The organism is Sphingomonas sp. AAP5 (assembly GCF_004354345.1).
Taxonomy (GTDB): domain Bacteria; phylum Pseudomonadota; class Alphaproteobacteria; order Sphingomonadales; family Sphingomonadaceae; genus Sphingomonas; species Sphingomonas glacialis.
Genome location: NZ_CP037913.1, coordinates 2,228,768 through 2,253,292 on the forward strand (window position 1 = coordinate 2,228,768; position 24,525 = coordinate 2,253,292).

Below are 24,525 nucleotides of genomic sequence, written 5' to 3' on the forward strand. Positions count from 1 at the left end.
TAGCGGGAGGGGGATACGCGTACGCTACTGGCTGTCGACGAGCACCAACTCGGAATCCTCGAGCGCGGTGATCGTCACGGTCTGCCCGCCATCCATCGCCGCGCCATCGCGCGCCTTGAAGGTCTGGCCGTCAATCTCGACCGATCCCGTCGCGGGCACGAGATACGCGTGCCGCCCGGGGCCGACTTCGTGCGTGATCGTCTCGCCAGCCCGCACGAGTGCTGCGAGCACGCGCGCCTCGGCACGGATCGGCAGCGCATCGGTGTCTTCGGCAAAGCCGCTCGCCAGCGTCACGAACTGCCCCGAACGATCGTCCTTCGGGAAAGGCTTTGCGCCCCAGCTCGGCGATCCGCCCTTGCGGCTCGGCTCGATCCAGATCTGAAAGATCGTCGTCTGCTCGGGCTCGAGATTGTATTCGGCATGGCGCACGCCGGTCCCGGCGCTCATCACCTGGACGTCACCCGCCCCGGTGCGGCCTTCATTGCCCATCGAATCCTTGTGCGTGATCGCGCCCTTGCGGACATAGGTGACGATTTCCATGTCGCGATGCGGATGCGGCGGGAAGCCGCTGTTGGCGGCGATCTCGTCGTCGTTCCACACGCGGATCGCGCCCCAGCCCATGCGGGCGGGCTCGTAATAATTGGCGAAGGAAAAATGGTGGCGGGCGTTGAGCCAGCCATGCTCGGCATGGCCGAGGCTCTCGAACGAACGTCTCTCGATCATTGCGGATCTCCCGAAGGAATTGCGTTGGCACCAAGATAGGCGTTTGGATTGCGCGGTAAATGGAAACACTGGAAACCGATCGTTTCGACATGTAAGGAAACGCGTCGCCTGGAGCCTTGTACCAAATGCGTCTTCCCGATCTCGAAGCCTGGGCGATTTTCGCCAGTGTGGTCGAACACCGCTCCTTCAGTGGAGCCGCCGATTCGATCGGCGTTTCGAAGGCGACGGTGTCGAAAGCGGTGACGCGGCTCGAGGCGCATCTCGGGCAATCGCTGTTCCACCGCACGTCGCGCCGGCTGACCTTGACCGAGACCGGCAAGGGCCTGGCGGAACATGCCGCCCGGATTCTCGCCGAGGCGATCGCCGCCGAGGAAGCCGCGCACGATGCCGCGACGACCCCGACCGGGCTGGTACGGTTGAGCGCACCGATGACGCTCGGCCTCGCGATCGTCGCGCCGCTCGTCGCCGAGTTCCTGCTGCTCCATCCCGGCATCGAGATCGAACTGATCCTGTCCGACGCCAAGGTCGATATCGTTGCCGAGGGGTTCGATATCGCGCTGCGGATCGCCGACCTGCCCGACAGTTCGCTGCGCGCGCGTCGGCTTGGGCCGATCGCCATCCATATAGTCGGCTCGCCTGAGTATTTCGCGCGAGAGGGCCGACCGACCCATCCCGCGCAACTCGGCGAACATGCCTGTTTCGGCTATACCAACGTCACCGGACCGTGGCGCTTCTTCGGCCCTGGTGGTGCAGAAGCTGCCGTGCGGCCCAGAGGCCCGCTATCGGCGAACAGCGGCGACGCACTGCTCCCGGCGCTCCGCGCTGGACTCGGCATCGGCTTGCTTCCCGACTTCATTGTCGGTCCCGACCTTGCCTCGGGGAAGCTCGAGGTCGTGCTCGCCGACTGGCACGGACCGCCGATCGCGCTGCACCTAGTGACCCCGCCAAGTGCGCTGCGGCCCGCGCGCGTCGAGGCGCTGATGGACTTTTTGACGGAGAAAGTTCGCAACCCTTGCGTTCGCGAAGGGTGAAGCGCCTTGCCCCCGATGCCGACGATGCCCGGTTCATCCGCCGGGTCCTGATCGTCATTCTGATCGTCGCGCTCACTACGGCGGTGTGGCGTGCGGGCAATCTGCTGATCCTCGCGTTCGGCTCGATGCTCGGCGCAGTCGCCATCCGCGCGATTGCCGAGCTCTACGGCCGGGTCGTCCCGCAACGCGCGACGATGCCGCTCGCGGTGACCACGGTGCTCGCGGTGATCGGGTTTCTCGGGTGGCTGTTCGGCGTCGAATTCGCGCAGCAGATCAACCAGCTCGTCTCGCAATTGCCGCATCTGCTCGACCAGCTTTCGCACTGGATGTCGCAATCGCCGGTCGGTGCGAAGATCGTCGAAGCGGTCAAGGCGGCATTCGCTGGATCGCGCGTCGCCAGCGACATCGGTGGCCTGCTGAGCGGCAGCGGCCAGCTGCTGCTCAACTGCATCCTCCTCCTCGTCGGCGCCCTGTTCTTCTCCGCCGACCCCGACGTCTATCAGCGCGGCGCGTTGCTGCTCGTGCCGCCATCGGTGCGCCCGGCGTTTGCCGATGCGCTGGTCGATGTCGGCACGACGCTGCGGCTGTGGCTGCGCGCCGAGTTGATCGGGATGACCTCGATGGGGCTGCTCGTCGGCACGGGGCTGTGGATCGCTGGCGTGCCCTCGGCGTGGGCGCTCGGGCTGCTCGCGGGCCTTAGCGAATTCATTCCCTATGTCGGGCCTACCGCTGCAATGCTTCCCGCGCTCGGGCTTGCCGCGACCGCGGGAACGGCGCCGTTGATGGGCACGCTGATCACCTATGCGATCGTCCGCGTGATCCAGACCAACTTCGTCACGCCCTATGTCCAGAGCCGCGTGATCGACATCCCGCCCGCGATCACGGTGTTCGCGATCATTGCGATCGGCTTCGTGTTCGGGCTGTTCGGGCTCTTCTTTTCGGCAGGACTGCTGGTGGTCGGATTTTCGCTCGTGCGCAGCCTGTATCTGCGCGAGGTGCTCGGCGAGGACCTCACAGACGATGCCGAATCACCCCGCGAATCGCGGATTCAGGCCGATTAATGCGAAATTAACCTTTTGCCTTCATCACTGATCAGGTTAATGGTTTGTGTCAGGCATATCGGGCCGCAGGGAGCTCCGATCGTCTGGTAAGCAATGGGGACCGCCAGATGCGCGTATTGTTGATCGAGGACGAGCCGACGACCGCCAAGGCGATCGAGCTCATGCTGACGGCCGAAGGCTTCAACGTCTACAAGACCGACCTCGGCGAGGAAGGCTTGGATCTCGGCAAGCTCTACGATTACGACATCATCCTGCTCGACCTCAATCTGCCCGACATGCACGGCTACGACGTGCTGAAAAAGCTCCGCGTCGCGCGCGTCCAGACGCCGGTGCTGATCCTTTCGGGGATCAACGAGATGGACAGCAAGGTCCGCAGCTTCGGCTTCGGCGCCGACGATTACGTCACCAAGCCGTTCCACCGCGAAGAACTCACCGCGCGCATCCACGCCGTCGTGCGCCGCTCGAAGGGCCATAGCCAATCGGTCATCCGCACCGGCAAGCTAGCGGTCAACCTCGACGCCAAGACGGTCGAAGTCGATGGCAGCCGCGTCCATCTGACCGGCAAGGAATATGCGATGCTCGAGCTGCTGAGCCTGCGCAAGGGCACCACGCTGACCAAGGAAATGTTCCTCAACCACCTCTATGGCGGGATGGACGAGCCCGAGCTCAAGATCATCGACGTCTTCATCTGCAAGCTGCGCAAGAAGCTGTCGCTCGCCTGCGAAGGCGAGAATTACATCGAGACCGTGTGGGGTCGCGGCTATGTGCTGCGCGAGGCCGACGAGATGATGGCACCCGCGGCCGTCGCCTGATCGCCCAACAGTTTACCGCTCCCGCTGCGGCGGGAGACAGGCCGCGACATCGGGGGACGTCGCGGCCTTTTCTTTACTTGCGGCTCCATGCCTTGGCGCCGCCGATCCAGGTCTGCTCGACCTTGGTCGCGCGCAATTCGGTTGGCGAAGCGAGCAGCGGGTCGCGGTCGACGATGATGAAATCAGCGCGCTGCCCGACGCCCAGGCGCCCGAACTTGTCCTCGGCAAAGCCGGCATAGGCCGCGCCCCCAGTGAACGCCCACCACGCCTGCTCGCGCGTGATGCGCTCTTCGGGGCGCCAACCACCGAACGGCTGCCCATCGACATCCTGCCGCGTGAACGCCGCCGCCCAGCCGGCGAACGGATCGGGCTTCTCGACCGGGTAATCCGACCCGAACGCCAGTGTCGCGCCGTTTTTGAGCATCGAGTTCCACGCATAGGCGCCGATGAGCCGATCCGGCCCGAGTCGCGCCTCGGCCATCGCGCGGTCGCTCGTCTGGTGCGTCGGCTGCATCGAGGCGATGATGCCGTTCTTGCCGAAGCGCGGCAGATCGACCGGATCGACGATCTGTGCATGTTCGATCCGCCAGCGGCGATCGCCCTTGTACGTATCGGCCATGTCCTCGATCGCCGAGAGCACTTCGGAATTGGTGCGGTCGCCAATCGCATGGACCGCGACCTGGTAATGATCAAGCGCGGCGCGGCTCATGTAATTGCGGATCACGTCGTCGGACATGAACCCCGCCCCCGTTTGCCCCGGCGCATCGCTATACGGCTTCTTGAGCCAAGCGCCGCGCGACCCGAGCGCGCCATCGGCATAGAGCTTGACCCCGCCCATCCGCAGCCGATCGCCATAGAGCCACGGCGTCGGCCCGGCGCCGCCGATCCGCACCGCGGTATCGACCCCCATGCCATAGCTCATGATCCGCACGCGCAGATTGCCCGCGTCGCCGGTGCGGCGATACGCCAGCCAATCGTCCATGCTCGTGCCCATGTCGGCGGTCGCGGTGATGCCGTAGGACATCAGGATCTCCTGCGCCTTGAGGAAGGCGACGTCGCGCTCCTTGGGCTGCGGCTGCGGCACGACCTTCTCGACCAGCGTTTGCGCCGCATCGACGAACACGCCGCTCGGTAGCGGGCCGGTCTTCTCGATCCGCCCGCCCGCGGGGGCGACCGACTTGGCCGTGACGCCCGCTGCCTTCAGCGCAGCGCTGTTGCCCCAGCTCGCATGCCCGTCGGCGCGCGCGAGCCATACCGGGCGATCGCTGACCACCGCGTCGAGATCGGCGGCAGTCGGGAAGCGGCCGAGCGCCCACACCTCCTGGTTCCAGCCGCCGCCGATGATCCACTTCTTCTCGGGGTTGGCGGCGGCGTAAGCCGCGATCCGCGCCTTGGCCTCGTCGAGCGACTTGGTGCCCGACAGATCGAGCTCGAGCGCGCGGAAGCCCAATTCCATGACATGCCCATGCGCGTCGATGAAACCGGGGAGCAGCACCTTGCCATGTTCGTCGGCGCGCCAGTCCAATTTGACCGGGCGCTTCTCGCTGTCGGCGAGCAGCTTGACGACCTTGCCCTCGGGCGAGATCAGCAGGCCGGTGAAGCGCAGGACCTTGCCGTCCTTGTCGAGCGTGATGCCGGTGACATTGTCGATCAACCCATCAGCAAAGGCAGCACTCGGGAGCGAGAGCGCCGCAAGGACGAATGCGGCGCGACGGGCGAAGGACTTGGTCTGCATGCGCAATGCGATAAGCAATGTTCCTTCGTCGCGCCAGATGGTCTAGGCGGCGGCATGGCTACTCATCCCCGCCCCGCGCCCGAAACCCTCCCCGTCACCCTCGCCGATGTCCAGGCGGCGCACGCGCGGATCGCCGATCAGATCGTGCGGACGCCGACGTTCATCAGCAAGACGCTGTCCGAGCTGACCGGGGCGACGGTCTATCTCAAGTTCGAGAACCTGCAATTCACCGCGGCGTACAAGGAGCGCGGCGCGCTCAACACGCTGTTGCAACTGCCCGCGGGCACCAGCGGCGTGATCGCGGCGTCGGCCGGAAACCATGCACAGGGCCTCGCCTATCACGCCAATCGCCTCGGCATCCCGGCGACGATCGTAATGCCGACCAACACGCCGACCGTGAAGGTGACGCAGACCGAGGGCCACGGCGCGACCGTCGTGCTGTTCGGCGACACGTTCGACGCGGCCTATGCGCACGCCCGCGAGCTCGAAGGCGAGCGCGGGCTGACCTTCGTCCATCCGTTCGACGACGTCCGCGTGATCGCCGGCCAGGGCACCTGCGCGATCGAGATGCTGCAGGATGTGCCGAGCATCGACACCTTCCTCACCCCGATCGGTGGTGGCGGCCTGATCTCGGGCATGGCGGTGGTCGCTGCGGCGGCCGACCATCCGATCGAAGTCGTCGGCGTCGAGGCCGAGTTGTTCCCGTCGATGTTCAACCGCATCAACGGCACCGCAATGCCGTGCGCGGGCGATACGCTCGCCGAGGGCATCGCGGTCAAGGAGCCCGGCGGGATCACTTCGGGGATGGTCAAGGCGCTGGTCGACGACATCGTGCTGGTCAGCGAGCGCAATCTCGAACGCGCCGTCAGCCTGTTGCTGCAGATCGAGAAGACCGTGGTCGAGGGTGCGGGCGCAGCCGGCCTCGCCGCGCTGCTCCAGCATCCCGAGCGCTTCGCCGGCAAGACCGTCGGCGTCGTGCTGTGCGGCGGCAATATCGACACGCGGCTGCTCGCCAACGTCCTGCTGCGTGATCTCGCGCGCTCGGGCCGGCTCGCGCGGTTGCGGATCCGGCTGCAGGATCAGCCCGGGGCGTTGTTCAACGTCGCGCGGATCTTCGATGCCGAACGCGTCAACATCATCGAGATCTATCATCAGCGCGTCTTCACGACGCTCCCCGCCAAGGGCCTGATCACCGATGTCGAATGCGAGACGCGCGACCGCGCGCATCTCGACCGGCTCATCGCCGCTTTGCGCGCCGGGGGCTATGAAGTGAGCACCGTCGAACTCGCGTGACGAAACGAATCTGGCGTGCGGCCAACCGAGTCCCGCGACTCTATCGCAGGGGCCCGGATCGGTGCATTTTATTGCCAGCGCGCTGAATCGATTCAGCAAATGCGGCATTAACCACCAATATTGGTAAAGCCGCTTTTCATCACGTTCGGGAAGATTCATAACGGCGGTGCGAACTGGCCGCTGGGGCGGCAGGACACGCTTATTCAAGGGACCCTCTGCGGTGACAGCGCCATTCCGCTTTCCACGATTCTTCGTCACCAGCCCGTCGCCCTGCCCGTATCTGCCCGGTCGCCAGGAGCGGAAGGTGTTTACCGAGTTGCGCGGCGAGCAAGCGAGCGATCTTAACGATGCGCTTGGCCGGATCGGCTTTCGCCGCAGCCAGTCGGTCGCGTATCGCCCGAGCTGCTCGGGCTGCACCGCGTGCGTTTCGGTGCGCGTCGTCGTTTCGGACTTCGAGGCGAATGCGACGCAGCGCAAGCAGTTGCGCAAGAATGCCGACCTCGAAGTCTCGGCGTGCCGGCCGTGGGCGACCGACGAACAATTCCAGCTGCTGCGCCGCTACCTCGCCTCGCGCCATCCCGGCGGCGGCATGGCCGAAATGGACGAAGGCGATTATGCCGACATGGTCGAGCATTCGCCGGTCAACAGCTTCATCGTCGAATATCGCGAGCCGTCGCTTCACGGCGAGCGCGGCAAGCTGATCGGTGCATGCCTCACCGATCAGCACGCCGACGGCCTTTCGATGATCTACAGCTTCTTCGACTCCGACAGCACCGATCGCCCGGGGCTCGGCAACATGATCATCATGGATCACATCCTGCGCGCACGTGCCGTCGGGCTGCCCTATGTCTATCTCGGCTATTGGGTGAAGGGCTCGCCGCGGATGGCGTACAAGATCCGCTATCGTCCGATCGAAGTGCTCGGCCCGCAAGGCTGGGGGCTGCTAGTCGACGAGGATGCGGTCTATTCGCCCCCTGCCGAGAAATACGCGATCATGGCCGAGCAGATGGTAACGACGCGCTGATCCGATCGCGGGGTTACTGCCCCGCCGCGCGATCCACATGGAGGTCGACGTCGAGCACCTCGTCGCCCTCGCCCAGCCGCGATCCGGCGACGGGTGCGGCCCCTGCCGAATCGAGCGCGACGGCCACGCGCGCATAGGCTTCGTCGGCGCAGAGGCCCGTGCACGGATCGAACGCTACCCACCCGAGCCCTGCCACATGCGCCTCGGCCCAGCCGTGCGGCGCGGGGCGACCATCCCCGACCTCGATGCACGACGGGCTGTAGCCCGAGACATAACGTGCCGGCACGCCGAGCGTCCGCGCCGCGGTGACGAACACCTGCGCCAGATCGCGCGCGCTGACCTTCCCTTCGGCGAACGCCTCGATTGCGGTGCGACCTGCGACCGGACGCCCGCGACACAGCGCGAAGCGCCTGTGCACCGCCAGATTGAGCGCATGCAGCCGCGCGACCGGATCGGTCTCGCTGATCGCGCTTGAAAAGCCGACGATCTCGGCATTGGGCTTGGTCAGCGCCGTCTCGCGCAGGAACAGTTCGGGCGGCAACGGCTCGTGCCCGCCATGCACGATCCCGTGCGAGCGGTTGGTCAGCACCTCGCCCGAGACATGGATCTCGATGCTGTCGAGCGGTCCCTCGACATACAGCATCGTCGTGCGGTTGCCGAAACCGTCGCGCCCATAGCGCAGCCGTGCATCGCAATCGACGTGCAAGTTCCACCCTGCGACCGACTGGTCGTGCGTATCTTCCGGGGTCAACCGAAGCAGTTGGGTCAGCCGCGCCTGCGGGTTGGTGAAGCGATACGTCGTGCGGTGATCGATCGCGAGCCGCATCAGCTGAACTTGAACTGGCGGCCGACGGCCATGTGGAGATTGTCGTTCTCGGCGATGAAGCCCTGCAGATATTGGTGCAGCCCGCGCGCGATCACTTCGCCCGATTTGGTGCGAGCCAAGCGTTGCTGGCGGGTGCGCGCCATCCGGTCGGCCTCGCCGTGCAGGCCGGTACGCTTGGCGAGCAAATTGAGGATCTCGACGGCTTCCTCGACCGAGGCGGCGAGGCTGCGCGGCAGTTCGGAGCGTGCGATCAGCAAGTCGATGACGTTCGCCGGCTTCAACCCTTCCGAATAGAGCCAGCGATACGCGGTGACTGCGGACACCGTCTGCAGGATCGTCGTCCATTGGTCGCGATCGACCACACCGCCGACCGACTCGCCCTTGGGCAGCAGGATATGATATTTGACGTCGAGCAGCCGTGCGGTGTTGTCGGCACGTTCGATCGCCTGGCCCAGGCGGATGAACCACGTCGTCTGGTTGCGCAGCATGCGGTGCACCGCGCCCTCGAACCCGCGCGTCTCGGCCTTTACCGCCTCGACCAGGTTGAGCGTCGCCATCGCGCCGCCGGGGCTCGAGCGATTGTCGAAGATCAGCCAGGCGCCGTTGATCGCGGTCCAGGCTTCCTTGGTCAGCGCGGTGCGCACCGCGCGCGCATTGTTGCGCGCCATGTCGAGCGCGCGGACGATCGAGCCCGGATGGCTGGTGTCGACGGTGAGGAAGCGCGCGACCGAGCTTTGCGAGATGTCCTTGCCGGTTTTGGCGAAGGCCTGGTCGGTCTCGGTCACCGCCAGCGCCGATGCCCACGCCGCCTCGCCCGCCGGGCGCGGTGAGAGGACGTCGAGCCTGACGGTCGCTTCGACGAGCCGCGCGATGAAGTCGGTCCGCTCGACATAACGGCCGAGCCAGTACAGCGACGATGCAGTACGGCTCAGCATCGCGAGGCTCCGCGGCATGGCGAGGACCGCAGCGCGCCGCTCACGAGACTTGCTCCTGCGATTGCGTCTGCGACTGGAGCGGGTGGGACGGTTGCGCGCCCGCGCCATTGTCCATCAGGACGAAGCTGTCCTTGGTACCACCGCCCTGCGATGAATTGACTACCAGCGATCCCTCTTTCAGCGCGACGCGCGTCAGCCCGCCGGGAACGACCTGGACGCCCTTCGAGCCCGTCAGCACGAACGGCCGGAAATCGACATGGCGCGGCGCCAGGCCTGCCGCGGCAAGCGTCGGTACCGTCGACAGCGCCAGCGTGGGCTGCGCGATGTAGCGGTGCGGCTCGGCGATCAGCGCGGCGCGGAAGCTCTCGATCTCGGCCTTGGTCGCGGTCGGCCCCACGAGCATGCCGTATCCGCCCGACCCGTCGACCAGCTTCACCACCAGCTCGGGAAGCCTTTCGAGCACGTATTTCAGCGCCTGCGGCTCGCGGCAGCGCCACGTCTCGACATTGGGCAGCTTCGCGTCACCGCCCGAATAGAATTTCACGATCTCGGGCATGTACGAATAGATCGCCTTGTCGTCGGCGATGCCGTTGCCTGGCGCGTTGAGCAACGCGACGTTGCCGGCGGCATAGGCCGCGATCAGCCCCGGCACGCCGAGCATCGAATCCGGCCGGAAAACGAGCGGGTCGAGATAATCGTCGTCGATCCGGCGATAGATGACATCGACCTTCACGCGCCCCGCAATCGTGCGCATCCACACGACGTCATCATCGACGACGAGATCGGCCGCCTCGACCAGCTCGATCCCCATCGAATCGGCGAGGAAGCTGTGCTCGTAATAGGCCGAATTATAGTGCCCCGGCGTCAGCACGACGCAGACCGGCGCGGCGACGCCCACCGGTGCGACCGACTTCATCGTCTCGAGCAAGCGATCGGGGTAGGAATCGACCGCCGCGACGTGGAAATCGCGGAACAGCTCGGGGCATAGCCGCAGCATCGCTTCGCGGTTCTCGAGCATATAGCTCACCCCCGACGGGGTGCGCGCATTGTCCTCGAGCACGAAGAAATCGTCGGGTCCCGTGCGCACCAGATCGATCCCGCAGATATGCGCCCAGATGTCGTGCGGCGGGCGGATCCCAGCGATCTCGGGGCGGAATTGCGGATTGCCGAAGATCAGGTCGGGCGGCAGCACGCCTTCGGCAAGGATCCGGCGTTCGCCGTAAATGTCGTGCAAGAAAGCGTTGATCGCCGCGACACGCTGGACGAGACCGACCGACAGTCGCTCCCATTCGTCGGCGAGGAAGATGCGTGGGACGATATCGAACGGGATGATCCGCTCGCTCGCATCGCTCTCGCCGTAGACGGCGAAGGTGATGCCCAATTGGCGGAAAGTTGCCTCGGCCGACTGTTGGCGCCGGCGGAGCTCGGCGTCGGGGGTGGTCTCGATCCAGGCGCCCAAGGCGGCAAGTTCGTCCCGCGGGGTCGTCGACCCTGCCTGCCCCATGATTTCATCAAACGCCGGTCGTGTCCCCATCGAGAAGGTAAAGCCCCCAAATACGTCTTGGGTTCCATGCTGCGATGGATTGTTGCGCCGCACAAGCGTCGCCGAAAAGAAATCTGCTGTCTAGCGCGCGCGTTCCTGCGCCAGCGCACTGGCAAAATCGCGCCGCGCTTCCGCCACCAAATGCGGCAGCGCGCTGGGATCGACGAAGGCGTCCACCGCGCCGGCGTCGTGGCGCCTGGCCTGTCCGAGCAGATCGACCTGATCGGGGTGCATCGGCAGCACGATGTCGGCGGGCAGCGTTGCCAGCCGATCAAAGCTGTGGCGATAATCGGCGGCGATGCCGGGATAGGCGCGATTGCCGATCAGGCGATTGCCCGCCACGGTCACGCTGCACGGGAACACGACGTTCAATCGCCGCCCCCGCTCGACTACCGGGATCGTCCACGTCGTGCAGCCCGGCGTATGTCCCGGTGTCAGCACCGCCGTCAGCGCGACGGTCCCGACGCGGACTTGCTCGTCATCGCGGACGATCCGGTCGACCGGAACCGGCGCAAAGCGGGTGTGGCCGCTCGCATTGTCAGCTTCGTGTCGGCCACGGCGCAGAGCGGAGGCATCGCCGGCCGAGGCGACGAGCTTGGCACCACTCCAGCGGCGTAGTTCGGCGAACGCAGCGGCATGGTCGAAATGCGCGTGCGAATTGAGGATCCATTTGATCTGGCGTGGCTGCACCCCGATCGTCGCGAGGTTGCGCTCGACGAGACCGGCGCTCTGCGCGAGTGGGCCGCTGACGAGGATCGTTCCCGCGCGCGTGACGATCGCATAGACGCCGAGCCCCTCGGTCCCGACATACCAGACCGGCCCGGCAATGTGGAACGGCGCTGTCGGTCGCGACCAGGCGGGTGGGTTCTGCGCAACCGCCGCGCCTGCCCCGAGGACCAGCGCGGCGAAGCCGGCAAGCGCGCGCGCGATCATAGCGCCGCCAGCATCCCCGGGGTCAGCACTTGTGGCAACACCCGCGGTTCGGCCGCGCCCGGTGCGTAATAGAGATACAGCGGCACGCCCGCGCGGTTATGCGCCTCGATGAAGCGGCCCATCGTCGCATCGCCATTGGTCCAGTCGCCGAGCAGCACTGCGACCTTGTGATCGGCAAAGCTTTTGCGCGTCGCATCGGTCTCGATCGCGGCCTTCTCGTTGACCTTGCAGGTGAGGCACCAGTCGGCGGTGAAATAGACGAACACCGGCCGCCCCGCCTTGCGCAACGCGTCGAGCCGCGCCTCGGTGAAGGGCTCGTTGCCCGCCTCGGCGACCGCTGCCTGCGCCGGCGCGCGCGACACGAGCGCCGCGCCGCCGATCGTCACAATCAGCAAAGCGATCAGCGCGCCCCAGCCGAACGCCAGCCCGCGTGCCTGGCGGCGACCGCCGATCCACAAAGCAAAACCCGCGAACAGCGCCGCGCCGAGCCCGAGGATCAGCCCGTTGACCCCCGCCTGCCGCCCGAGCACCCAGGCGAGCGCGAGCGCGGTCAGCCACATCGGCACCGACAGGATGTGACGGAAGGTCTCCATCCACGCGCCGGGCTTGGGCAGCCGCTTGCGCAGCGCTGGCACGAAACCGAGCGCGAGAAACGGGATGGCGAGCCCGAGCCCGAGCCCCGCGAACACCGCCAGCGCCGCCGGCCACGGCAGCACGAGCGCCGCGCCCAGCGCCGCGCCCATGAACGGCCCGGTGCACGGCGTCGCGATGAACGCCGCGAGCGCACCGGTCGCAAACGCGCCGCCTGCCCCGCCCGAGCGATTGACGAATTGCGGCGTCGGGATCTCGAACAACCCGCCAAGGTTGAGCGACAGCGCCACCGTCAGCAGCAGCAACACAACGATTGCGCGCGGATCCTGCAACTGGAACGCCCAGCCGACCGCGGTCCCGCCGGCGCGAAGCGCCAGGATCGCCGCGCCCAGGCCGACGCACACCGCGACAACGCCGCCGGTATAGGCCAGCGCCTCACGCCGCGCCGCGCCCTCGTCGAGATGGCCGCGCGCTAGGCTCAGCGCCTTGAGGCTGAGGATCGGGAAGACGCACGGCATGATGTTGAGGATCAACCCGCCAAGCATCGCGCCGGCAAAGGCGATCAGCGTCGCCATCAGCACGCCGCCGGCAGGTGCGCCGGTCGATGTGGCCGCGGTCGCGGCGACGGTGCCGGCATTGGTGGTCACGCGCAGTCCCTGCTGCGCGCCGATCTGCAACACGCCGACGAGCGGTCCTGCCCCGCCGGTCGCGCCCGCCTTGGTTTCGACGATCAGCCGGTCGCCATCCTGGCTCACGGTCTGCGGCGCGTTGTAATCGAGCAGCCCGGTCGTCACCGGGTAGAAATAGGCGTCCTTCGGAGCTGCGCCCGCCGGATACGGAATCGCGATGCGGATGCGACCGTCGCTTCTCTGGAAGACGCCCTTCGCATCGAGCGGCTTGGGCACTGCGCGCCGCCACGCATCGAAGCGCGCTTGCGTGTCGGGCGCAATCGCGCCGTCGCCGACGGTCAGCGAAAGCGACAGATCGGCGGCTTCAGGCACGCATACCGTCGCCGAGCAGACGAGATAGGTGGTGTGGAGCGTGATCGGCAGCGCGGTCCCGGCGGCGATGCCAGCTGGTACCTTGAGCGTGACGAGCGGCGCATAGGGCTTCTCGAACACATAGTTCATCAAGTCGGCGACGACGAGCCGCCCCGGCACCGGATAGACCGGATCGCTTGCGGTCACCCCGTTGGGCAGTTTCCATTCGAGCTTGGCCGGGAAGCCCGCATCGCCGGGATTTTCCCAATAGCCGTGCCAGCCAGCCTCGGGCACCGTCGCCAGCGCGACCGTGACGGTCGACCCCGCCGCCGGCGTCGTGCTCTCCGCCACCAGCGTGATCGCGAGGTGATGCGCGCCCGGCGCGCCGATCGGGCCGCCATCGGCTTGCGCCGCGCTTGCCGTCAGCATCGCCAGAACCGTCATCAAGCCGAAATGAAACCAGCGCATTCGCACATCCTTGTAGGTCACGCGCACCAAGGGCATAGCTCGCGCGGGGTCAAGTATATGGCGCGGAGATCACCGATGAAACGACAGGCTTCCCTCGTGGCGATGGCGCTCGCGCTGCTCTCGGCCCCGCTCTCGGCAAAGGAACCCGCGCCGTTCACCCCGCCCGCGAGCGCACCGAAGCTGATCGTGGTCGTCTCGGTCGACCAATTCTCCGCCGACCTGTTCGACGAATATCGCAAGTCCTTCACCGGCGGCTTCGCGCGGCTGCAGCAGGGTGGCGTCTTCCCGAGCGGCTATCAGAGCCACGCCGCGACCGAGACCTGCCCCGGCCATTCGACGATCCTGACCGGTTTGCGCCCCGAACATACCGGCATCATCGCCAACAATTGGATCGACCTCAGCGTCGCGCGCGCCGACAAGGTCGTCTATTGCGCCGAGGACGAGACCGTTCCCGGCACGACGCACGACGGCCAGTACACCGTGTCCGACAAGCACCTGCTCGTCCCCACGCTCGGCGAACGGATGAAGGCCGCCAATCCGGCGATCCGCGTCGTCTCGGTCGCGGGCAAGGATCGCGCCGCGGTGATGATGGGCGGCCACAACGTCGACGAGCTCTGGTGGTGGAACGGCAAGGCGTTCGTCAGCTATGCCGGCCGCGCCACCCCCGCCGTCGTCGCGCGTGCCAATGCCGCGACCGCCGCGAACATCGCCGCGCCGCAAGCCGCGCTCGACGTGCCCGAGGTCTGCAAGCCGCACGATCGCGCGGTGCAACTCGGTGGCGGCAAGACCGTCGGCGCCGGCCATTTCGAGCGCGCTGCGGGCAGCGCTTCGGCGTTCCGCGCCTCGCCCGCGTTCGACGGCGCGATCGTTGCGCTGGCGGCGGGGCTCGTGCAGGACATGAAGCTCGGGCAAGGGCCCACCACCGACATCATCGACGTCGGCGCCTCGGCGACCGATTATATCGGCCACACTTATGGCACCGAAGGCGCCGAAATGTGCATCCAGCTCCAGCAGCTCGACGCGACGCTCGGCTCGTTCTTCCAAATGCTCGATTCGACCGGGGTCGATTATGAAGTCGTGCTCACCGCGGACCATGGCGGCAACGACCTTCCCGAACGCGAGGTCGATGCCGGGCTGCCTGCCGCGCAGCGCGCCAAGGTGATGCTCGCCCCCGCGATCGCTGGGAAAGAGATCGCGGCGAAGCTCGGCATCGCAAAGCCCGTGCTGTTCGGCGACATCCCCAATGGCGACGTCTATATCGCCAAGGATCTGACGAGTGCGCAGCACAAGGCGGTCGAGGCCGCGGCGATTGCCTATTACAAGGCGTCACCGCAAGTCGCAGAGGTGTTCACCGCCGCACAAATCCGCGCGACGCCGAGCCCCAAGGGACCGCCCGAGAAGTGGACCATGCTCGAGCGGGCGCGTGCGTCGTTCCGGGCCGGGCGGTCGGGCGATTTGCTCGTCTTCCTGCAGCCGCGCGTCACCCCGATCCCGAGCGCGGCGGGCGGCTATGTGGCGACGCATGGCAGCCCGTACGATTACGATCGCCGCGTCCCGATCCTGTTCTGGCGCAAGGGGATGAGCGCGTTCGAACATACCGGTGGCGTCGAGACGGTCGATATCGCGCCGACGCTCGCGCACCAGATCGGGTTGCCGCTGACCGCACCGAAGGTGGATGGGCGGTGCCTGGATCTGAATGCCGGCGGAGCGCCCTGCCGCTAAAATCCCTCTCCCACCGGGAGCATCGGGTCGGTCATGCCCCCGGCATGACCTAAACAGCGCGGGGCGCTGTTTACCCGATGCTGGTGGCCGAGCGCAGCGAGGTCCGGTGAGGGCAGGCTAGAATAGCTGCCCTCACCCTTCCCGCTCGGCTGCGCCGAGCGGGCCCCTTCCCTCTCCCAAAGGGAGAGGGAGATATTCACCGCACTTCGTACGATCGGATCCCAGCCCCAAGCCGATTCGCGCCGATCGCAAGCTGATCCCCGCTCATATTGGCGACGAACGCCGGATTGGTCGGCGCACCCGGCGCGAGGCTCGCGTCGTTATCCTCGATCCGCAGGCCCGCCGCGCTGTAGGTCTTCGCCTCCGCCGAGACGACGATCAGCCCGCTGTGATTCTCCTTGTGCGCGCCCTGCACGAAGGTGTTGCGCGCGATCAGTCCGGTCGCCCCTTGCGACAGGTCGATCATATAGTTGGTCTTGCTGCCCTTGGTGTCGTCGAAGCTGTTGTCGGTGATCGTGACGCGCGGCGTGCGCAGCTTGACGTAATGCCCGCCGGTGCCGCGTTCGAAGCGCGAATTGGTGACGGTCACCGATCCGAGATTGGCGAGGTAGATGCTGTGCGAGCAGCTCGGCGTGATGTCGCACTGCCCGAGACCCGCGAAGGTCGAATGGTCGATCGTGATCTTTTGCCCGCTGGGCTGGCCGCCGAGGATGCCCTCCTGATTGTCGAGGAACATCGAGTTACGCACGACGAGATCGCCGACTTCGCTGCGGATCCCGGCGCCATTGCCGTCGCCGACTGCGATCTTGCGGAAGACGATGCCGTCGACCACCGAGCTTTGCCCGCGCAGCACGAATGCCGCCTTGTCCTCGCACGCCGTCCCCTCGAAGATCGCGGTGCCCGGCGTCACCGCCTTGAAGGTGATGTGCCCGCCCGACTGGATCGTGCATTGATGATAGACACCGGGCGCGATCAGGATCGTCGCGGTGCCCATGCGGATCGACTGCACCGCCTCGTCGATCGTCTGGAAGCCTTGGCCCGTCCCCTCGATCGTGAAGGGTGCGCGCTGCTGCGCGGCGGCGGGTGCGGCGATCGCGATGGCGAGCAGTGGTAGAATGCGACGCATGGGGCTGGCTCCTTTGCGCGGCACGATGCCCGCGGGGAGGCTAGGTGGGAAGGCTAATTGAGGGTTAACCCCGCGCCGTCACCCCGGACTTGATCCGGGGTTCAGGCGAGACGGCCGAGGACTCGCATGGATGCCGGATCAAGTCCGGCATGACGCGGGGTCAGTCCAGATTGGGCCGCAACCAGCGGGTCGCGGTCGCCAGATCGACACCACGCCGCTCGGCATATTCCTCGAGCTGGTCGGGCCCGACGCGCGCGACACCGAAATACTCCGCCTGCGGATGGCCGAAATAGAAGCCCGACACCGCTGCGGTCGGCAGCATCGCAAAGCTTTCGGTCAGCGTGATGCCGGTCGCGTCGGTCGCGCCGAGTAGCTCGAACAGCATTGGCTTCTCGCTGTGGTCGGGACACGCCGGATAGCCCGGCGCCGGGCGGATGCCGCGATACTGTTCGCGGATCAGCGCCTCGTTGGTGAGCTGCTCGCCCTCGGCATAGCCCCACAATTCGGTGCGGACATGCTGGTGGAGCCGCTCGGCAAAAGCTTCGGCGAGACGGTCGGCAAGGGCTTTGAGCAGGATGTCCGAATAGTCGTCGTTATCCGCCTTGAAGCGCGCGAGGTGCGCGTCGATGCCGTGGCCTGCGGTGACCGCGAACCCGCCGATCCAGTCGCCTGCCGGATCGATGAAATCGGCAAGACACATGTTGGCGCGCCCCTCGCGCTTGGCGATCTGCTGGCGCAGGAAGGGCATGCGGACGTCTTCAAGCCCCTCCCCTTCAGGGGAGGGGTTGGGGGTGGGGGACGTCTCACCGAGACTGCAAGCGGCGGACGCGCTGGACGGCCCCACCCCAACCCCTCCCCTGAAGGGGAGGGGCTTTGCGGAGATCACCACGTCGTCCCCCTCGCGCCGGCACGGCCACAGCCCGGCCACGCCCTTCGCGGTCAGCCACTTCTCGGCGATGATCTGGTCGAGCATCTTCTGCGCATCGGCGAAGAGCGACGTCGCGCTCTCCCCAACCACCGCGTCGGTCAGGATCGCCGGGTAATTCCCCGCCAGCTCCCACGCGCGGAAGAACGGCGTCCAGTCGATCAATTCGCGCAGATCGGCGAGGTCCCAATCCTCGAACACATGCACGCCGGGCTGCTTCGGCGCTTCGGGCTTCAACGCCATGTCGGCCGGAAACGCATTGGCGCGCGCCGCCTCGATCGGGATGAGCTCGCTCTGCCCCTTGTTGGCGCGCGCGATCCGCACCGCTTCATATTCGTCGGCGGTCTTCTGGACGAAATCGTCGCGGATCGTGTCGCTGACGAGCGTCGAGGCGACCCCGACCGCACGGCTTGCGTCGAGCACATGCACGACCGGCCCATCATAGGCCGGCGCAATGCGCAGCGCGGTGTGGACCTTCGACGTCGTAGCGCCACCGATCAACAGCGGCATCGTCATGCCCGCACGCTTCATTTCCTCGGCAACGGTCACCATCTCGTCGAGCGACGGCGTGATCAGCCCCGACAGGCCGATCATGTCGGCGTCATTTTCCTTGGCCGACTTCAGAATGTCCGACCACGGCACCATCACGCCCATGTCGACCACGTCGAAGCCGTTGCACTGGAGCACGACGCCGACGATGTTCTTGCCGATGTCGTGCACGTCGCCCTTGACGGTCGCCATGATGATCTTGCCCTTGCCGCGCGCGCCGGGCTCCTTCGCCGCCTCGATGAAGGGGAGCAGATGCGCCACCGCCTTCTTCATCACGCGCGCCGACTTCACCACCTGCGGCAGGAACATCTTGCCCGATCCGAACAGGTCGCCGACGACGTTCATCCCGTCCATCAGCGGCCCCTCGATCACCTCGATCGGCCGCGCGAATTGCTGGCGGCACTCCTCGGTATCGTCGACGACATGTGCGTCAATGCCCTTGACCAGCGCATATTCGAGCCGCTTGGTCACCGGTAGGCTGCGCCATTCGGCGGCGGCCTTCTCGGCGACGGCGTCAGTGCCCTTGAAGCTCTCGGCCATCGCGATCAGCCGCTCGGTCGCGCCGTCATCGGAATTGAGGATGACGTCCTCGCACGCCTGGCGCAGCTTGGGGTCGATCGCGTCGTAAATGTCGAGTTGCCCCGCATTGACGATCGCCATGTCGAGCCCGGCGGGGATCGCATAATAGAGGAACACCGAGTGCATCGCACGCCGCACCGGCTCGTTGCCGCGGAAGCTGAACGACAGGTTCGACAGACCGCCCGAGATATGCGCGTGCGGGCAGCGCGCCTTGATGTCGCGGCACGCCTCGATGAAGTCGACCGCGTAATTGTTATGCTCCTCGATCCCCGTCGCGACCGCGAAGATGTTGGGATCGAAGATGATGTCCTCGGGGGGAAAGCCGATGCCCATCAGCAGATCGTACGCCCGGCCGCAGATCTCGAGTTTGCGCGCGCGCGTGTCGGCCTGGCCGATGGTGTCGAACGCCATCACCACCACCGCGGCGCCGTAGTTCATCACTTTCCGCGCCTGGGCGAGGAACTGGTCTTCGCCTTCCTTCATGCTGATCGAATTGACGATCGGCTTGCCCGAGACGCACTTCAACCCCGCCTCGATCACCGACCATTTCGAGCTGTCGACCATGAACGGGATGCGCGCGATGTCGGGCTCGGCGGCGATCAACTTGAGGAAGGTCGTCATCGCGAACTCGGCGTCGAGCAGGCCCTCGTCCATGTTGACGTCGAGCACCTGTGCGCCGCTTTCGACCTGCTGGCGCGCGACTTCGACCGCGGCGGGGTAATCGCCCGCCATGATGAGCTTCTTGAAGCGCGCCGAGCCGGTGACGTTGGTGCGCTCACCGATGTTGACGAAATTGGTGGAGGAGTTCGCGATCGTCATTTTGCCTGCTTCTCCCTCTCCCGCTTTCGCGGGAGAGGGTTGGGGTGAGGGTCTTCTTCTGCGCGACGCAGGACCCGATTGAAACGTAGTAGGAGAAGAAGGCCCTCACCCGGCCTCTCCCGCATGCGGGAGAGGGGAAGAAGGCAGTTCGCTCGCGGCTAAGCCGCCATCGTCATCGGCTCGAGCCCCGCCAACCGCGTCACCACCGGCGGCACCGGCAGCGCGCGCGGGGGCAGCTCGCCGACCGCCTTGGCGATCGCCGCGATATGCGCCGGGGTCGATCCGCAGCAGCCACCCAGCACATTGACCTGCGCGTTGGCCGCCCATTCGCGCACCAGCCCCGCGGTGGTCGACGGCTGCTCGTCATATTCACCGAGCTCGTTGGGCAGCCCGGCATTGGGATACACCATGATCAGCGTATCGCAGATATCCGACAGCGTGCGCACATGCGGCCGCAGCTGCTCGGCGCCGAACGAGCAATTGAGCCCGATCGTCACCGGCTTGGCGTGGCGCACCGCGTGCCAGAATGCCTCAACGGTGTGCCCCGACAGGTTGCGCCCGGAAAGATCGGTCAGCGTCATCGACAGCATGATCGGCACGTCGCGACCGAGCGCGTCGGCCGCTTCGAGCACCGCCATGATCCCGGCCTTGGCGTTCAAGGTATCGAACACCGTCTCGATCAGGATGAAATCGGCGCCGCCTTCGAGCAGCGCGTCGACCTGCTCGCGATAGACGTCCTTGAGATAATCGAAGTCGATCTCGCGGAAGCCCGGATCGTTGACGTCCGGGCTGAGCGACAGCGTCTTGTTGGTCGGCCCGACCGCGCCCGCGACGAAGCGTGGCCGACCGTCCTTTGCCTGGAACTCGTCGGCGAGGCGGCGCGCGAGCTTGGCGCTCTCGACGTTGATCTCGCGCACGAGATGCTCGGCGGCGTAATCGGCCTGGCTGATGCGGTTGGCCGAGAAGGTGTTGGTCTCGGCGATATCGGCGCCGGCTTCGAAATAGGCGCGGTGGATCGCTTCTGGCACCTCGGGCTTGGTCAGCGCGAGGATGTCGTTATTGCCCTTCTGGTCCTTGGCGAGGCCGAGCGTGCCTGCATAGTCGGCTTCGGACAGCTTCCAGTTCTGGATCTCGGTGCCGAATGCGCCGTCGGTGATCAGGATGCGCTTGGCGGCTTCGGCGAGGAATGTCTGGCGGGTGGTCATGATCTTATTCCTTCTAAGCCCCTCCCCTTCAGGGGAGGGGTTGGGGTGGGGAAGTCCGGCAAGCCGATGGCTCGGTGAGACATCCCCCACCCCCTTCCCCTCCCCTGAAGGGGAGGGGTGAAATCTGTTACGCCGCTTGCGCCGCGACCAACGCCGGCTGCCCGCGAATGCCGAGCAGATGGCAGATCGCGTAGCTGAGCTCTGCCCGGTTGAGCGTGTAGAAATGGAAGTCGCGCACCCCGCCCGCATACAAGCGCCGGCACAGCTCGGCCGCGATCGTCGCCGACACCAACTGGCGCGCGGCGGGACGATCGTCGAGCCCGTCGAACAGCGTCCCCATCCAGTCGGGCACCACCGTGCCGCACATCGCCGACATGCGCTGCACCGCGCCGAAATTCATGATCGGCATGATTCCCGGCACGATCTCGGCGTCGATCCCGGCCTTGGCAGCGGCATCGCGGAAGCGGAAGAAGGTCTCCGCCTCATGGAAGAACTGCGTGATCGCGCGCGTCGCGCCGGCATCGAGCTTGCGCTTGAGATTATCGAGATCGGCCGCCTCGCTCGCCGAATCCGGATGGCATTCGGGATAGGCCGAAACCGAAATCTCGAACGGGTGGAGCTTGCGCAGCCCCGCGACGAGCGCCGCGGCATTCTCATACCCACCGACCGGCGACTGGAACTTCTGACCCGCGACGGGCGAGTCCCCGCGCAGCGCGACGATGTGGCGCACCCCCGCCTTCCAATATTCATCGGCGATCGCGTCGATCTCCTCGCGCGTCGCATCGACGCAGGTGAGGTGCGCCGCTGCCGGAATGTCCGTCTCGCGCGCGATCCGGGCGACCGTCGCATGCGTCCGTTCGCGCGTCGTGCCGCCCGCGCCGTACGTGACCGAGACGAAGCGCGGGCCGAGCGGCGCGAGCGTCTGAACCGACTCCCACAGCGTCTCCTCCATCTTCTCGGTCTTGGGCGGGAAGAATTCGAAGCTCACCCGCGCGTCGCCCGCGATATCGGCGAACAACGGCGCTGCGAGCGCGAGCCGCGCCTCCTGCATCTGCTTTACCGAAACCGTCATGCCGCCTTCACCTCTGCTACGCGTTGGCCGACCTTGCGGGCGAGCCACAGTTTGACCGTCAATTCCCCGCCCTCGAGCGTCTCGATCCGGGCCGGCGCCAGCCCCGCCGCGGCGAACCACGTTTCGATCTGATCGTCCGCGAAGCCCAGGCGGGTATGCGCATCCTTGGCGCGCAGATCCTCGCGGTCATGCGCCGCGAAGTCCGCGATCAGCAGGCGCCCCCCCGGTTTCAACACGCGCGCGGCCTCGGCGATCGCCGCACCGGGTTGCTGCGCAAAGTGCAGCACGTGGTGGACGATCGCGACGTCCGCCGCGGCGTCGCCGAGCGGCAGCGCATAGAGATCGGCCTGGCGCAGTTCGGCATTGCTCAGCCCGCGCTCGGACAGTTTCGCGCGCGCGAGCCGCAGCATTTCGGAACTGCGATCGATCCCGAGCGCTTGCCCTGCCCGTCCCGCGAACAGCTCGAGCATCCGCCCGGTGCCGGTCCCGATGTCGATCAACTGGCCGATCGGTGCGTCGCCAAGCACTGCCGACATCGCCGCCTCGACCTCGCTCTCGGCGATGTGGAGCGAGCGAATCGCGTCCCACTGCCCGGCATTCGCCTCGAACCAGCTTGCCGCCGACGCCGCGCGATCGGCGCGGACCGCAGCGAGCCGCGCGGCATCGGCGACCCGCCAATGATCGGGCTCGATCTCGCCCCACGCATCGAGCGCGGTCGCGATCGGGCCGACGGTGGCGCCGCTGCCGAGCGCGACGAACACCCAGCTGCCTTCCTTGCGCCGCTCGGCGAGCCCCGCGTCGCACAGGATTTTCACGTGCCGCGAAACGCGCGGCTGGCTCTGCCCGAGCACTTGCGCGAGTTCACCGACCGACAGCTCCATCGTCCGCAACAAGGCGACGATCCGCAGCCGCGTGGCGTCGGCAAGCGCGCGAAAGATATCGAGGGCAATGGTCATTGTGGCATCACATATAAAGATATCTTTATATGAGGTCAACGCGGTTCGAACGCCCCTATTCCGAGACTGGCAGCGCAACAACATGCCGTCCGCGGAGTTGAAGCCCCCGACCCCATCCTCTAGCGTGCGCCCATTGCTGGGAGCCAAGGACCTATCATGATCAAGACCCGCATCCTGCTGCCGCTCACGATCGTCGCCGCCATCGGCCTCGCCGCGTGCAGCCCCAAGGCGCAGAACGATATCGGCGAAGCCGCCAACAGCGTCGCCGCCGACGCAAACGCGACCGGCGCCAAGGCCGTCGACGATACAGATGCGGCGCTGGGTGCTGCCGAAACGCGACTCGACAATGCCGGCGCTGTCCTCAGCAACAAGGCCGACCGGCTGTCCGACAAGGCCGACCGCGCCGCCGATCGCGCCGGGGCCGCAATTTCCGACTTCGGCAACGACATCCGCGATTGATGCGCATCGGTTCCAAGCGACGCGCCCTGCTCGTCTCGTTGCTGCTGCTTGCCGCCTGCTCGCGCGGTACGTCCTCGACCGGCGCACCGCCGGGCGAGGACCAGGCGCTCGACGAGGCGGCCGCTTCGCTCGACGCCAATTCTCCCGACACCAACGCCGCCGTGATCGTCAATGACGACGCGCCCGGCAACGAGGACCAGCCGCAATGACCACTCTTCGCCGCCTCGGGGCAACCGACCTCCACATCGCCCCGCTCGTGCTCGGCGGCAACGTCTTCGGCTGGACCGCCGACGAAGCGACCAGCTTCGCCGTGCTCGATGCTTTCGTCGCGGGTGGCGGGACGATGATCGATACCGCCGACGTCTATTCCGCCTGGGTTCCCGGCCACAAAGGCGGCGAGTCCGAGACCGTGATCGGTGCGTGGCTCAAGCAATCGGGCAAGCGCGACCAGGTGCAGATCGCGACCAAGGTCGGCATGCTGCCGGGCGAAGGCGGCGAAAAGCTCGCGCCGGCCCGGATTGCCGCTGCCTGCGACGCCTCGCTCAAGCGGCTCGGCGTCGACACGATCGACCTGTATTTCGCGCATCAGGATGACGACGCGGTCGCGCAGGAAGACGCGCTGGCCGCGTTCGGCAAGCTGATCGACGCGGGCAAGATCCGCGCGCTCGGCGCATCGAACTTCCACGCCGGGCGGCTGAAATCGGCAAACGATGCCGCCAAGGCACACGGGCTGCCACATTATCATGTGCTCCAGCCCGAATATAACCTCGTCAGCCGCCAGAAGTTCGAGGGCGAGCTCCAGGCGTATTGCGTCGAGTACAATATCGGCGTGGTGCCCTATTACGGGCTCGCCTCGGGCTTCCTGACGGGCAAATATCGCAGCGCCGACGATTTCGGCAAGAGCGTGCGCGGCGGACGGATGCAGGCGTTGCTCGACGGCAGCGGACCGGCCGTCCTCGCCGTGATGGACGCGATCGCCGCGGAAACCGGCGCGAGTCTCGCGCAGATCGCGCTCAAATGGCTCGCCGAACAGCCCGCCGTAACCGCGCCGATCGCCAGCGCGACGAGCGTGGCGCAGGTCGAGGAATTGCTGGGATCGATGGACCTCGTGCTGACCCCGGAGCAGATCGAGCGCTTGGCGGTCGCGGGCGCCTGAAC

Annotated in this window: 21 protein-coding genes; 9 read left to right on the plus strand and 12 right to left on the minus strand. The window is 66.5% G+C overall.

Annotation, left to right across the window (positions count from 1 at the left end):
• Positions 1–24: 24 nt before the first annotated feature.
• On the minus strand, positions 25–723 hold the full coding sequence (locus E2E30_RS10290; protein ID WP_133189520.1) for a pirin family protein: 699 nt from the start codon (positions 721–723) through the stop codon (positions 25–27).
• 125 nt (positions 724–848) lie between these two features.
• Between E2E30_RS10290 and E2E30_RS10295 the strand changes: the two genes are divergently transcribed.
• The 3 genes from E2E30_RS10295 to ctrA all read left to right on the plus strand — a co-directional run bounded on the left by E2E30_RS10295 (position 849) and on the right by ctrA (position 3,627).
• Positions 849–1,754 carry a LysR family transcriptional regulator gene (locus tag E2E30_RS10295; RefSeq protein WP_133189522.1) on the plus strand — a complete coding sequence of 302 codons (906 nt, stop codon included), beginning with the start codon at positions 849–851 and terminating at the stop codon, positions 1,752–1,754.
• Positions 1,751–2,815 (plus strand): AI-2E family transporter, encoded by a 1,065-nt coding sequence (locus tag E2E30_RS10300; protein ID WP_133189524.1) that lies wholly within the window; start codon positions 1,751–1,753, stop codon positions 2,813–2,815. The genes E2E30_RS10295 and E2E30_RS10300 overlap by 4 nt, the downstream gene beginning before the upstream one ends.
• 107 nt (positions 2,816–2,922) lie before the next feature.
• Positions 2,923–3,627: a response regulator transcription factor CtrA gene (ctrA, locus tag E2E30_RS10305; protein ID WP_133189526.1), complete on the plus strand. Its 705-nt coding sequence runs from the start codon at positions 2,923–2,925 to the stop codon at positions 3,625–3,627.
• Between the two features lie 73 nt (positions 3,628–3,700).
• Here ctrA and E2E30_RS10310 read toward each other — a convergent pair whose 3' ends face one another.
• Entirely contained in the window at positions 3,701–5,362 is a 1,662-nt protein-coding gene (locus tag E2E30_RS10310) for an amidohydrolase (RefSeq protein ID WP_133189528.1), read from the minus strand.
• Positions 5,363–5,416: 54 nt separating this feature from the next.
• Here E2E30_RS10310 and E2E30_RS10315 point away from each other — a divergent pair, with 54 nt between their 5' ends.
• Both E2E30_RS10315 and E2E30_RS10320 read left to right on the plus strand, forming a co-directional pair.
• Complete coding sequence (locus E2E30_RS10315) at positions 5,417–6,655, plus strand: threonine ammonia-lyase (protein WP_133189530.1); 1,239 nt, start codon at positions 5,417–5,419, stop codon at positions 6,653–6,655.
• 220 nt (positions 6,656–6,875) lie between these two features.
• Positions 6,876–7,679, plus strand: coding sequence for an arginyltransferase (locus E2E30_RS10320; protein WP_133189532.1), 804 nt, complete (start codon positions 6,876–6,878; stop codon positions 7,677–7,679).
• A gap of 13 nt (positions 7,680–7,692) precedes the next feature.
• Here the strand turns inward: E2E30_RS10320 and E2E30_RS10325 are convergent, their stop codons facing one another.
• The 5 genes from E2E30_RS10325 to E2E30_RS10345 form a co-directional block, all read right to left on the minus strand.
• Entirely contained in the window at positions 7,693–8,505 is an 813-nt protein-coding gene (locus tag E2E30_RS10325; protein ID WP_133189534.1) for a transglutaminase family protein, read from the minus strand.
• Complete coding sequence (locus E2E30_RS10330; protein WP_133189536.1) at positions 8,505–9,440, minus strand: alpha-E domain-containing protein; 936 nt, start codon at positions 9,438–9,440, stop codon at positions 8,505–8,507. The genes E2E30_RS10325 and E2E30_RS10330 overlap by 1 nt, the downstream gene beginning before the upstream one ends.
• A 40-nt stretch (positions 9,441–9,480) precedes the next feature.
• Positions 9,481–10,974: a circularly permuted type 2 ATP-grasp protein gene (locus E2E30_RS10335; RefSeq protein WP_133189538.1), complete on the minus strand. Its 1,494-nt coding sequence runs from the start codon at positions 10,972–10,974 to the stop codon at positions 9,481–9,483.
• A gap of 90 nt (positions 10,975–11,064) precedes the next feature.
• Positions 11,065–11,916 carry a subclass B3 metallo-beta-lactamase gene (gene bla, locus E2E30_RS10340; protein WP_133189540.1) on the minus strand — a complete coding sequence of 284 codons (852 nt, stop codon included), beginning with the start codon at positions 11,914–11,916 and terminating at the stop codon, positions 11,065–11,067.
• Complete coding sequence (locus tag E2E30_RS10345) at positions 11,913–13,955, minus strand: protein-disulfide reductase DsbD family protein (protein ID WP_133189542.1); 2,043 nt, start codon at positions 13,953–13,955, stop codon at positions 11,913–11,915. The genes bla and E2E30_RS10345 overlap by 4 nt, the downstream gene beginning before the upstream one ends.
• A gap of 75 nt (positions 13,956–14,030) precedes the next feature.
• Here E2E30_RS10345 and E2E30_RS10350 point away from each other — a divergent pair, with 75 nt between their 5' ends.
• Positions 14,031–15,677 carry an alkaline phosphatase family protein gene (locus tag E2E30_RS10350; protein WP_133189544.1) on the plus strand — a complete coding sequence of 549 codons (1,647 nt, stop codon included), beginning with the start codon at positions 14,031–14,033 and terminating at the stop codon, positions 15,675–15,677.
• 196 nt (positions 15,678–15,873) lie between these two features.
• On the opposite strand, the gene E2E30_RS10355 is transcribed toward E2E30_RS10350, so the two are convergent.
• The 5 genes from E2E30_RS10355 to E2E30_RS10375 all read right to left on the minus strand — a co-directional run bounded on the left by E2E30_RS10355 (position 15,874) and on the right by E2E30_RS10375 (position 22,908).
• A complete protein-coding gene (locus E2E30_RS10355; protein ID WP_133189547.1) occupies positions 15,874–16,803 on the minus strand; it encodes a right-handed parallel beta-helix repeat-containing protein in 930 nt (309 codons plus the stop codon).
• Positions 16,804–16,963: 160 nt separating this feature from the next.
• On the minus strand, positions 16,964–19,675 hold the full coding sequence (gene metH / locus E2E30_RS10360) for a methionine synthase (protein ID WP_206365557.1): 2,712 nt from the start codon (positions 19,673–19,675) through the stop codon (positions 16,964–16,966).
• Between the two features lie 158 nt (positions 19,676–19,833).
• Positions 19,834–20,880, minus strand: coding sequence for a homocysteine S-methyltransferase family protein (locus E2E30_RS10365; protein WP_133189549.1), 1,047 nt, complete (start codon positions 20,878–20,880; stop codon positions 19,834–19,836).
• A gap of 127 nt (positions 20,881–21,007) precedes the next feature.
• Positions 21,008–21,952, minus strand: a complete 945-nt coding sequence (metF, locus tag E2E30_RS10370) for a methylenetetrahydrofolate reductase [NAD(P)H] (protein WP_133189551.1) — start codon at positions 21,950–21,952, stop codon at positions 21,008–21,010.
• A complete protein-coding gene (locus tag E2E30_RS10375) occupies positions 21,949–22,908 on the minus strand; it encodes an ArsR/SmtB family transcription factor (protein WP_133189553.1) in 960 nt (319 codons plus the stop codon). The genes metF and E2E30_RS10375 overlap by 4 nt, the downstream gene beginning before the upstream one ends.
• Before the next feature lie 156 nt (positions 22,909–23,064).
• Here E2E30_RS10375 and E2E30_RS10380 point away from each other — a divergent pair, with 156 nt between their 5' ends.
• From E2E30_RS10380 to E2E30_RS10390, 3 genes are read left to right on the plus strand one after another with little or no spacing between them, the layout of a single operon-like run.
• Positions 23,065–23,367 (plus strand): hypothetical protein, encoded by a 303-nt coding sequence (locus E2E30_RS10380; RefSeq protein WP_133189555.1) that lies wholly within the window; start codon positions 23,065–23,067, stop codon positions 23,365–23,367.
• Positions 23,367–23,576: a hypothetical protein gene (locus E2E30_RS10385; protein WP_133189557.1), complete on the plus strand. Its 210-nt coding sequence runs from the start codon at positions 23,367–23,369 to the stop codon at positions 23,574–23,576. Before E2E30_RS10380 ends, E2E30_RS10385 begins: the two co-directional genes overlap by 1 nt.
• Entirely contained in the window at positions 23,573–24,523 is a 951-nt protein-coding gene (locus E2E30_RS10390; protein WP_133189559.1) for an aldo/keto reductase, read from the plus strand. The genes E2E30_RS10385 and E2E30_RS10390 overlap by 4 nt, the downstream gene beginning before the upstream one ends.
• Positions 24,524–24,525: the final 2 nt, after the last annotated feature.

What these genes read in the sequence shown, in the direction of transcription:
- bla (WP_133189540.1), bottom strand. Translation starts at nt 11,916, where the DNA reads ATGATCGCGCGCGCGCTTGCCGGCTTCGCCGCGCTGGTCCTCGGGGCA.
- E2E30_RS10385 (WP_133189557.1), top strand. Translation starts at nt 23,367, where the DNA reads ATGCGCATCGGTTCCAAGCGACGCGCCCTGCTCGTCTCGTTGCTGCTG.
- E2E30_RS10295 (WP_133189522.1), top strand. Translation starts at nt 849, where the DNA reads ATGCGTCTTCCCGATCTCGAAGCCTGGGCGATTTTCGCCAGTGTGGTC.
- E2E30_RS10375 (WP_133189553.1), bottom strand. Translation starts at nt 22,908, where the DNA reads ATGACCATTGCCCTCGATATCTTTCGCGCGCTTGCCGACGCCACGCGG.
- E2E30_RS10335 (WP_133189538.1), bottom strand. Translation starts at nt 10,974, where the DNA reads ATGGGGACACGACCGGCGTTTGATGAAATCATGGGGCAGGCAGGGTCG.
- ctrA (WP_133189526.1), top strand. Translation starts at nt 2,923, where the DNA reads ATGCGCGTATTGTTGATCGAGGACGAGCCGACGACCGCCAAGGCGATC.
- E2E30_RS10330 (WP_133189536.1), bottom strand. Translation starts at nt 9,440, where the DNA reads ATGCTGAGCCGTACTGCATCGTCGCTGTACTGGCTCGGCCGTTATGTC.
- E2E30_RS10345 (WP_133189542.1), bottom strand. Translation starts at nt 13,955, where the DNA reads ATGCGCTGGTTTCATTTCGGCTTGATGACGGTTCTGGCGATGCTGACG.
- E2E30_RS10380 (WP_133189555.1), top strand. Translation starts at nt 23,065, where the DNA reads ATGATCAAGACCCGCATCCTGCTGCCGCTCACGATCGTCGCCGCCATC.
- E2E30_RS10390 (WP_133189559.1), top strand. Translation starts at nt 23,573, where the DNA reads ATGACCACTCTTCGCCGCCTCGGGGCAACCGACCTCCACATCGCCCCG.
- E2E30_RS10350 (WP_133189544.1), top strand. Translation starts at nt 14,031, where the DNA reads ATGAAACGACAGGCTTCCCTCGTGGCGATGGCGCTCGCGCTGCTCTCG.
- metH (WP_206365557.1), bottom strand. Translation starts at nt 19,675, where the DNA reads ATGACGATCGCGAACTCCTCCACCAATTTCGTCAACATCGGTGAGCGC.
- metF (WP_133189551.1), bottom strand. Translation starts at nt 21,952, where the DNA reads ATGACGGTTTCGGTAAAGCAGATGCAGGAGGCGCGGCTCGCGCTCGCA.
- E2E30_RS10355 (WP_133189547.1), bottom strand. Translation starts at nt 16,803, where the DNA reads ATGCGTCGCATTCTACCACTGCTCGCCATCGCGATCGCCGCACCCGCC.
- E2E30_RS10310 (WP_133189528.1), bottom strand. Translation starts at nt 5,362, where the DNA reads ATGCAGACCAAGTCCTTCGCCCGTCGCGCCGCATTCGTCCTTGCGGCG.
- E2E30_RS10365 (WP_133189549.1), bottom strand. Translation starts at nt 20,880, where the DNA reads ATGACCACCCGCCAGACATTCCTCGCCGAAGCCGCCAAGCGCATCCTG.
- E2E30_RS10325 (WP_133189534.1), bottom strand. Translation starts at nt 8,505, where the DNA reads ATGCGGCTCGCGATCGATCACCGCACGACGTATCGCTTCACCAACCCG.
- E2E30_RS10290 (WP_133189520.1), bottom strand. Translation starts at nt 723, where the DNA reads ATGATCGAGAGACGTTCGTTCGAGAGCCTCGGCCATGCCGAGCATGGC.
- E2E30_RS10315 (WP_133189530.1), top strand. Translation starts at nt 5,417, where the DNA reads ATGGCTACTCATCCCCGCCCCGCGCCCGAAACCCTCCCCGTCACCCTC.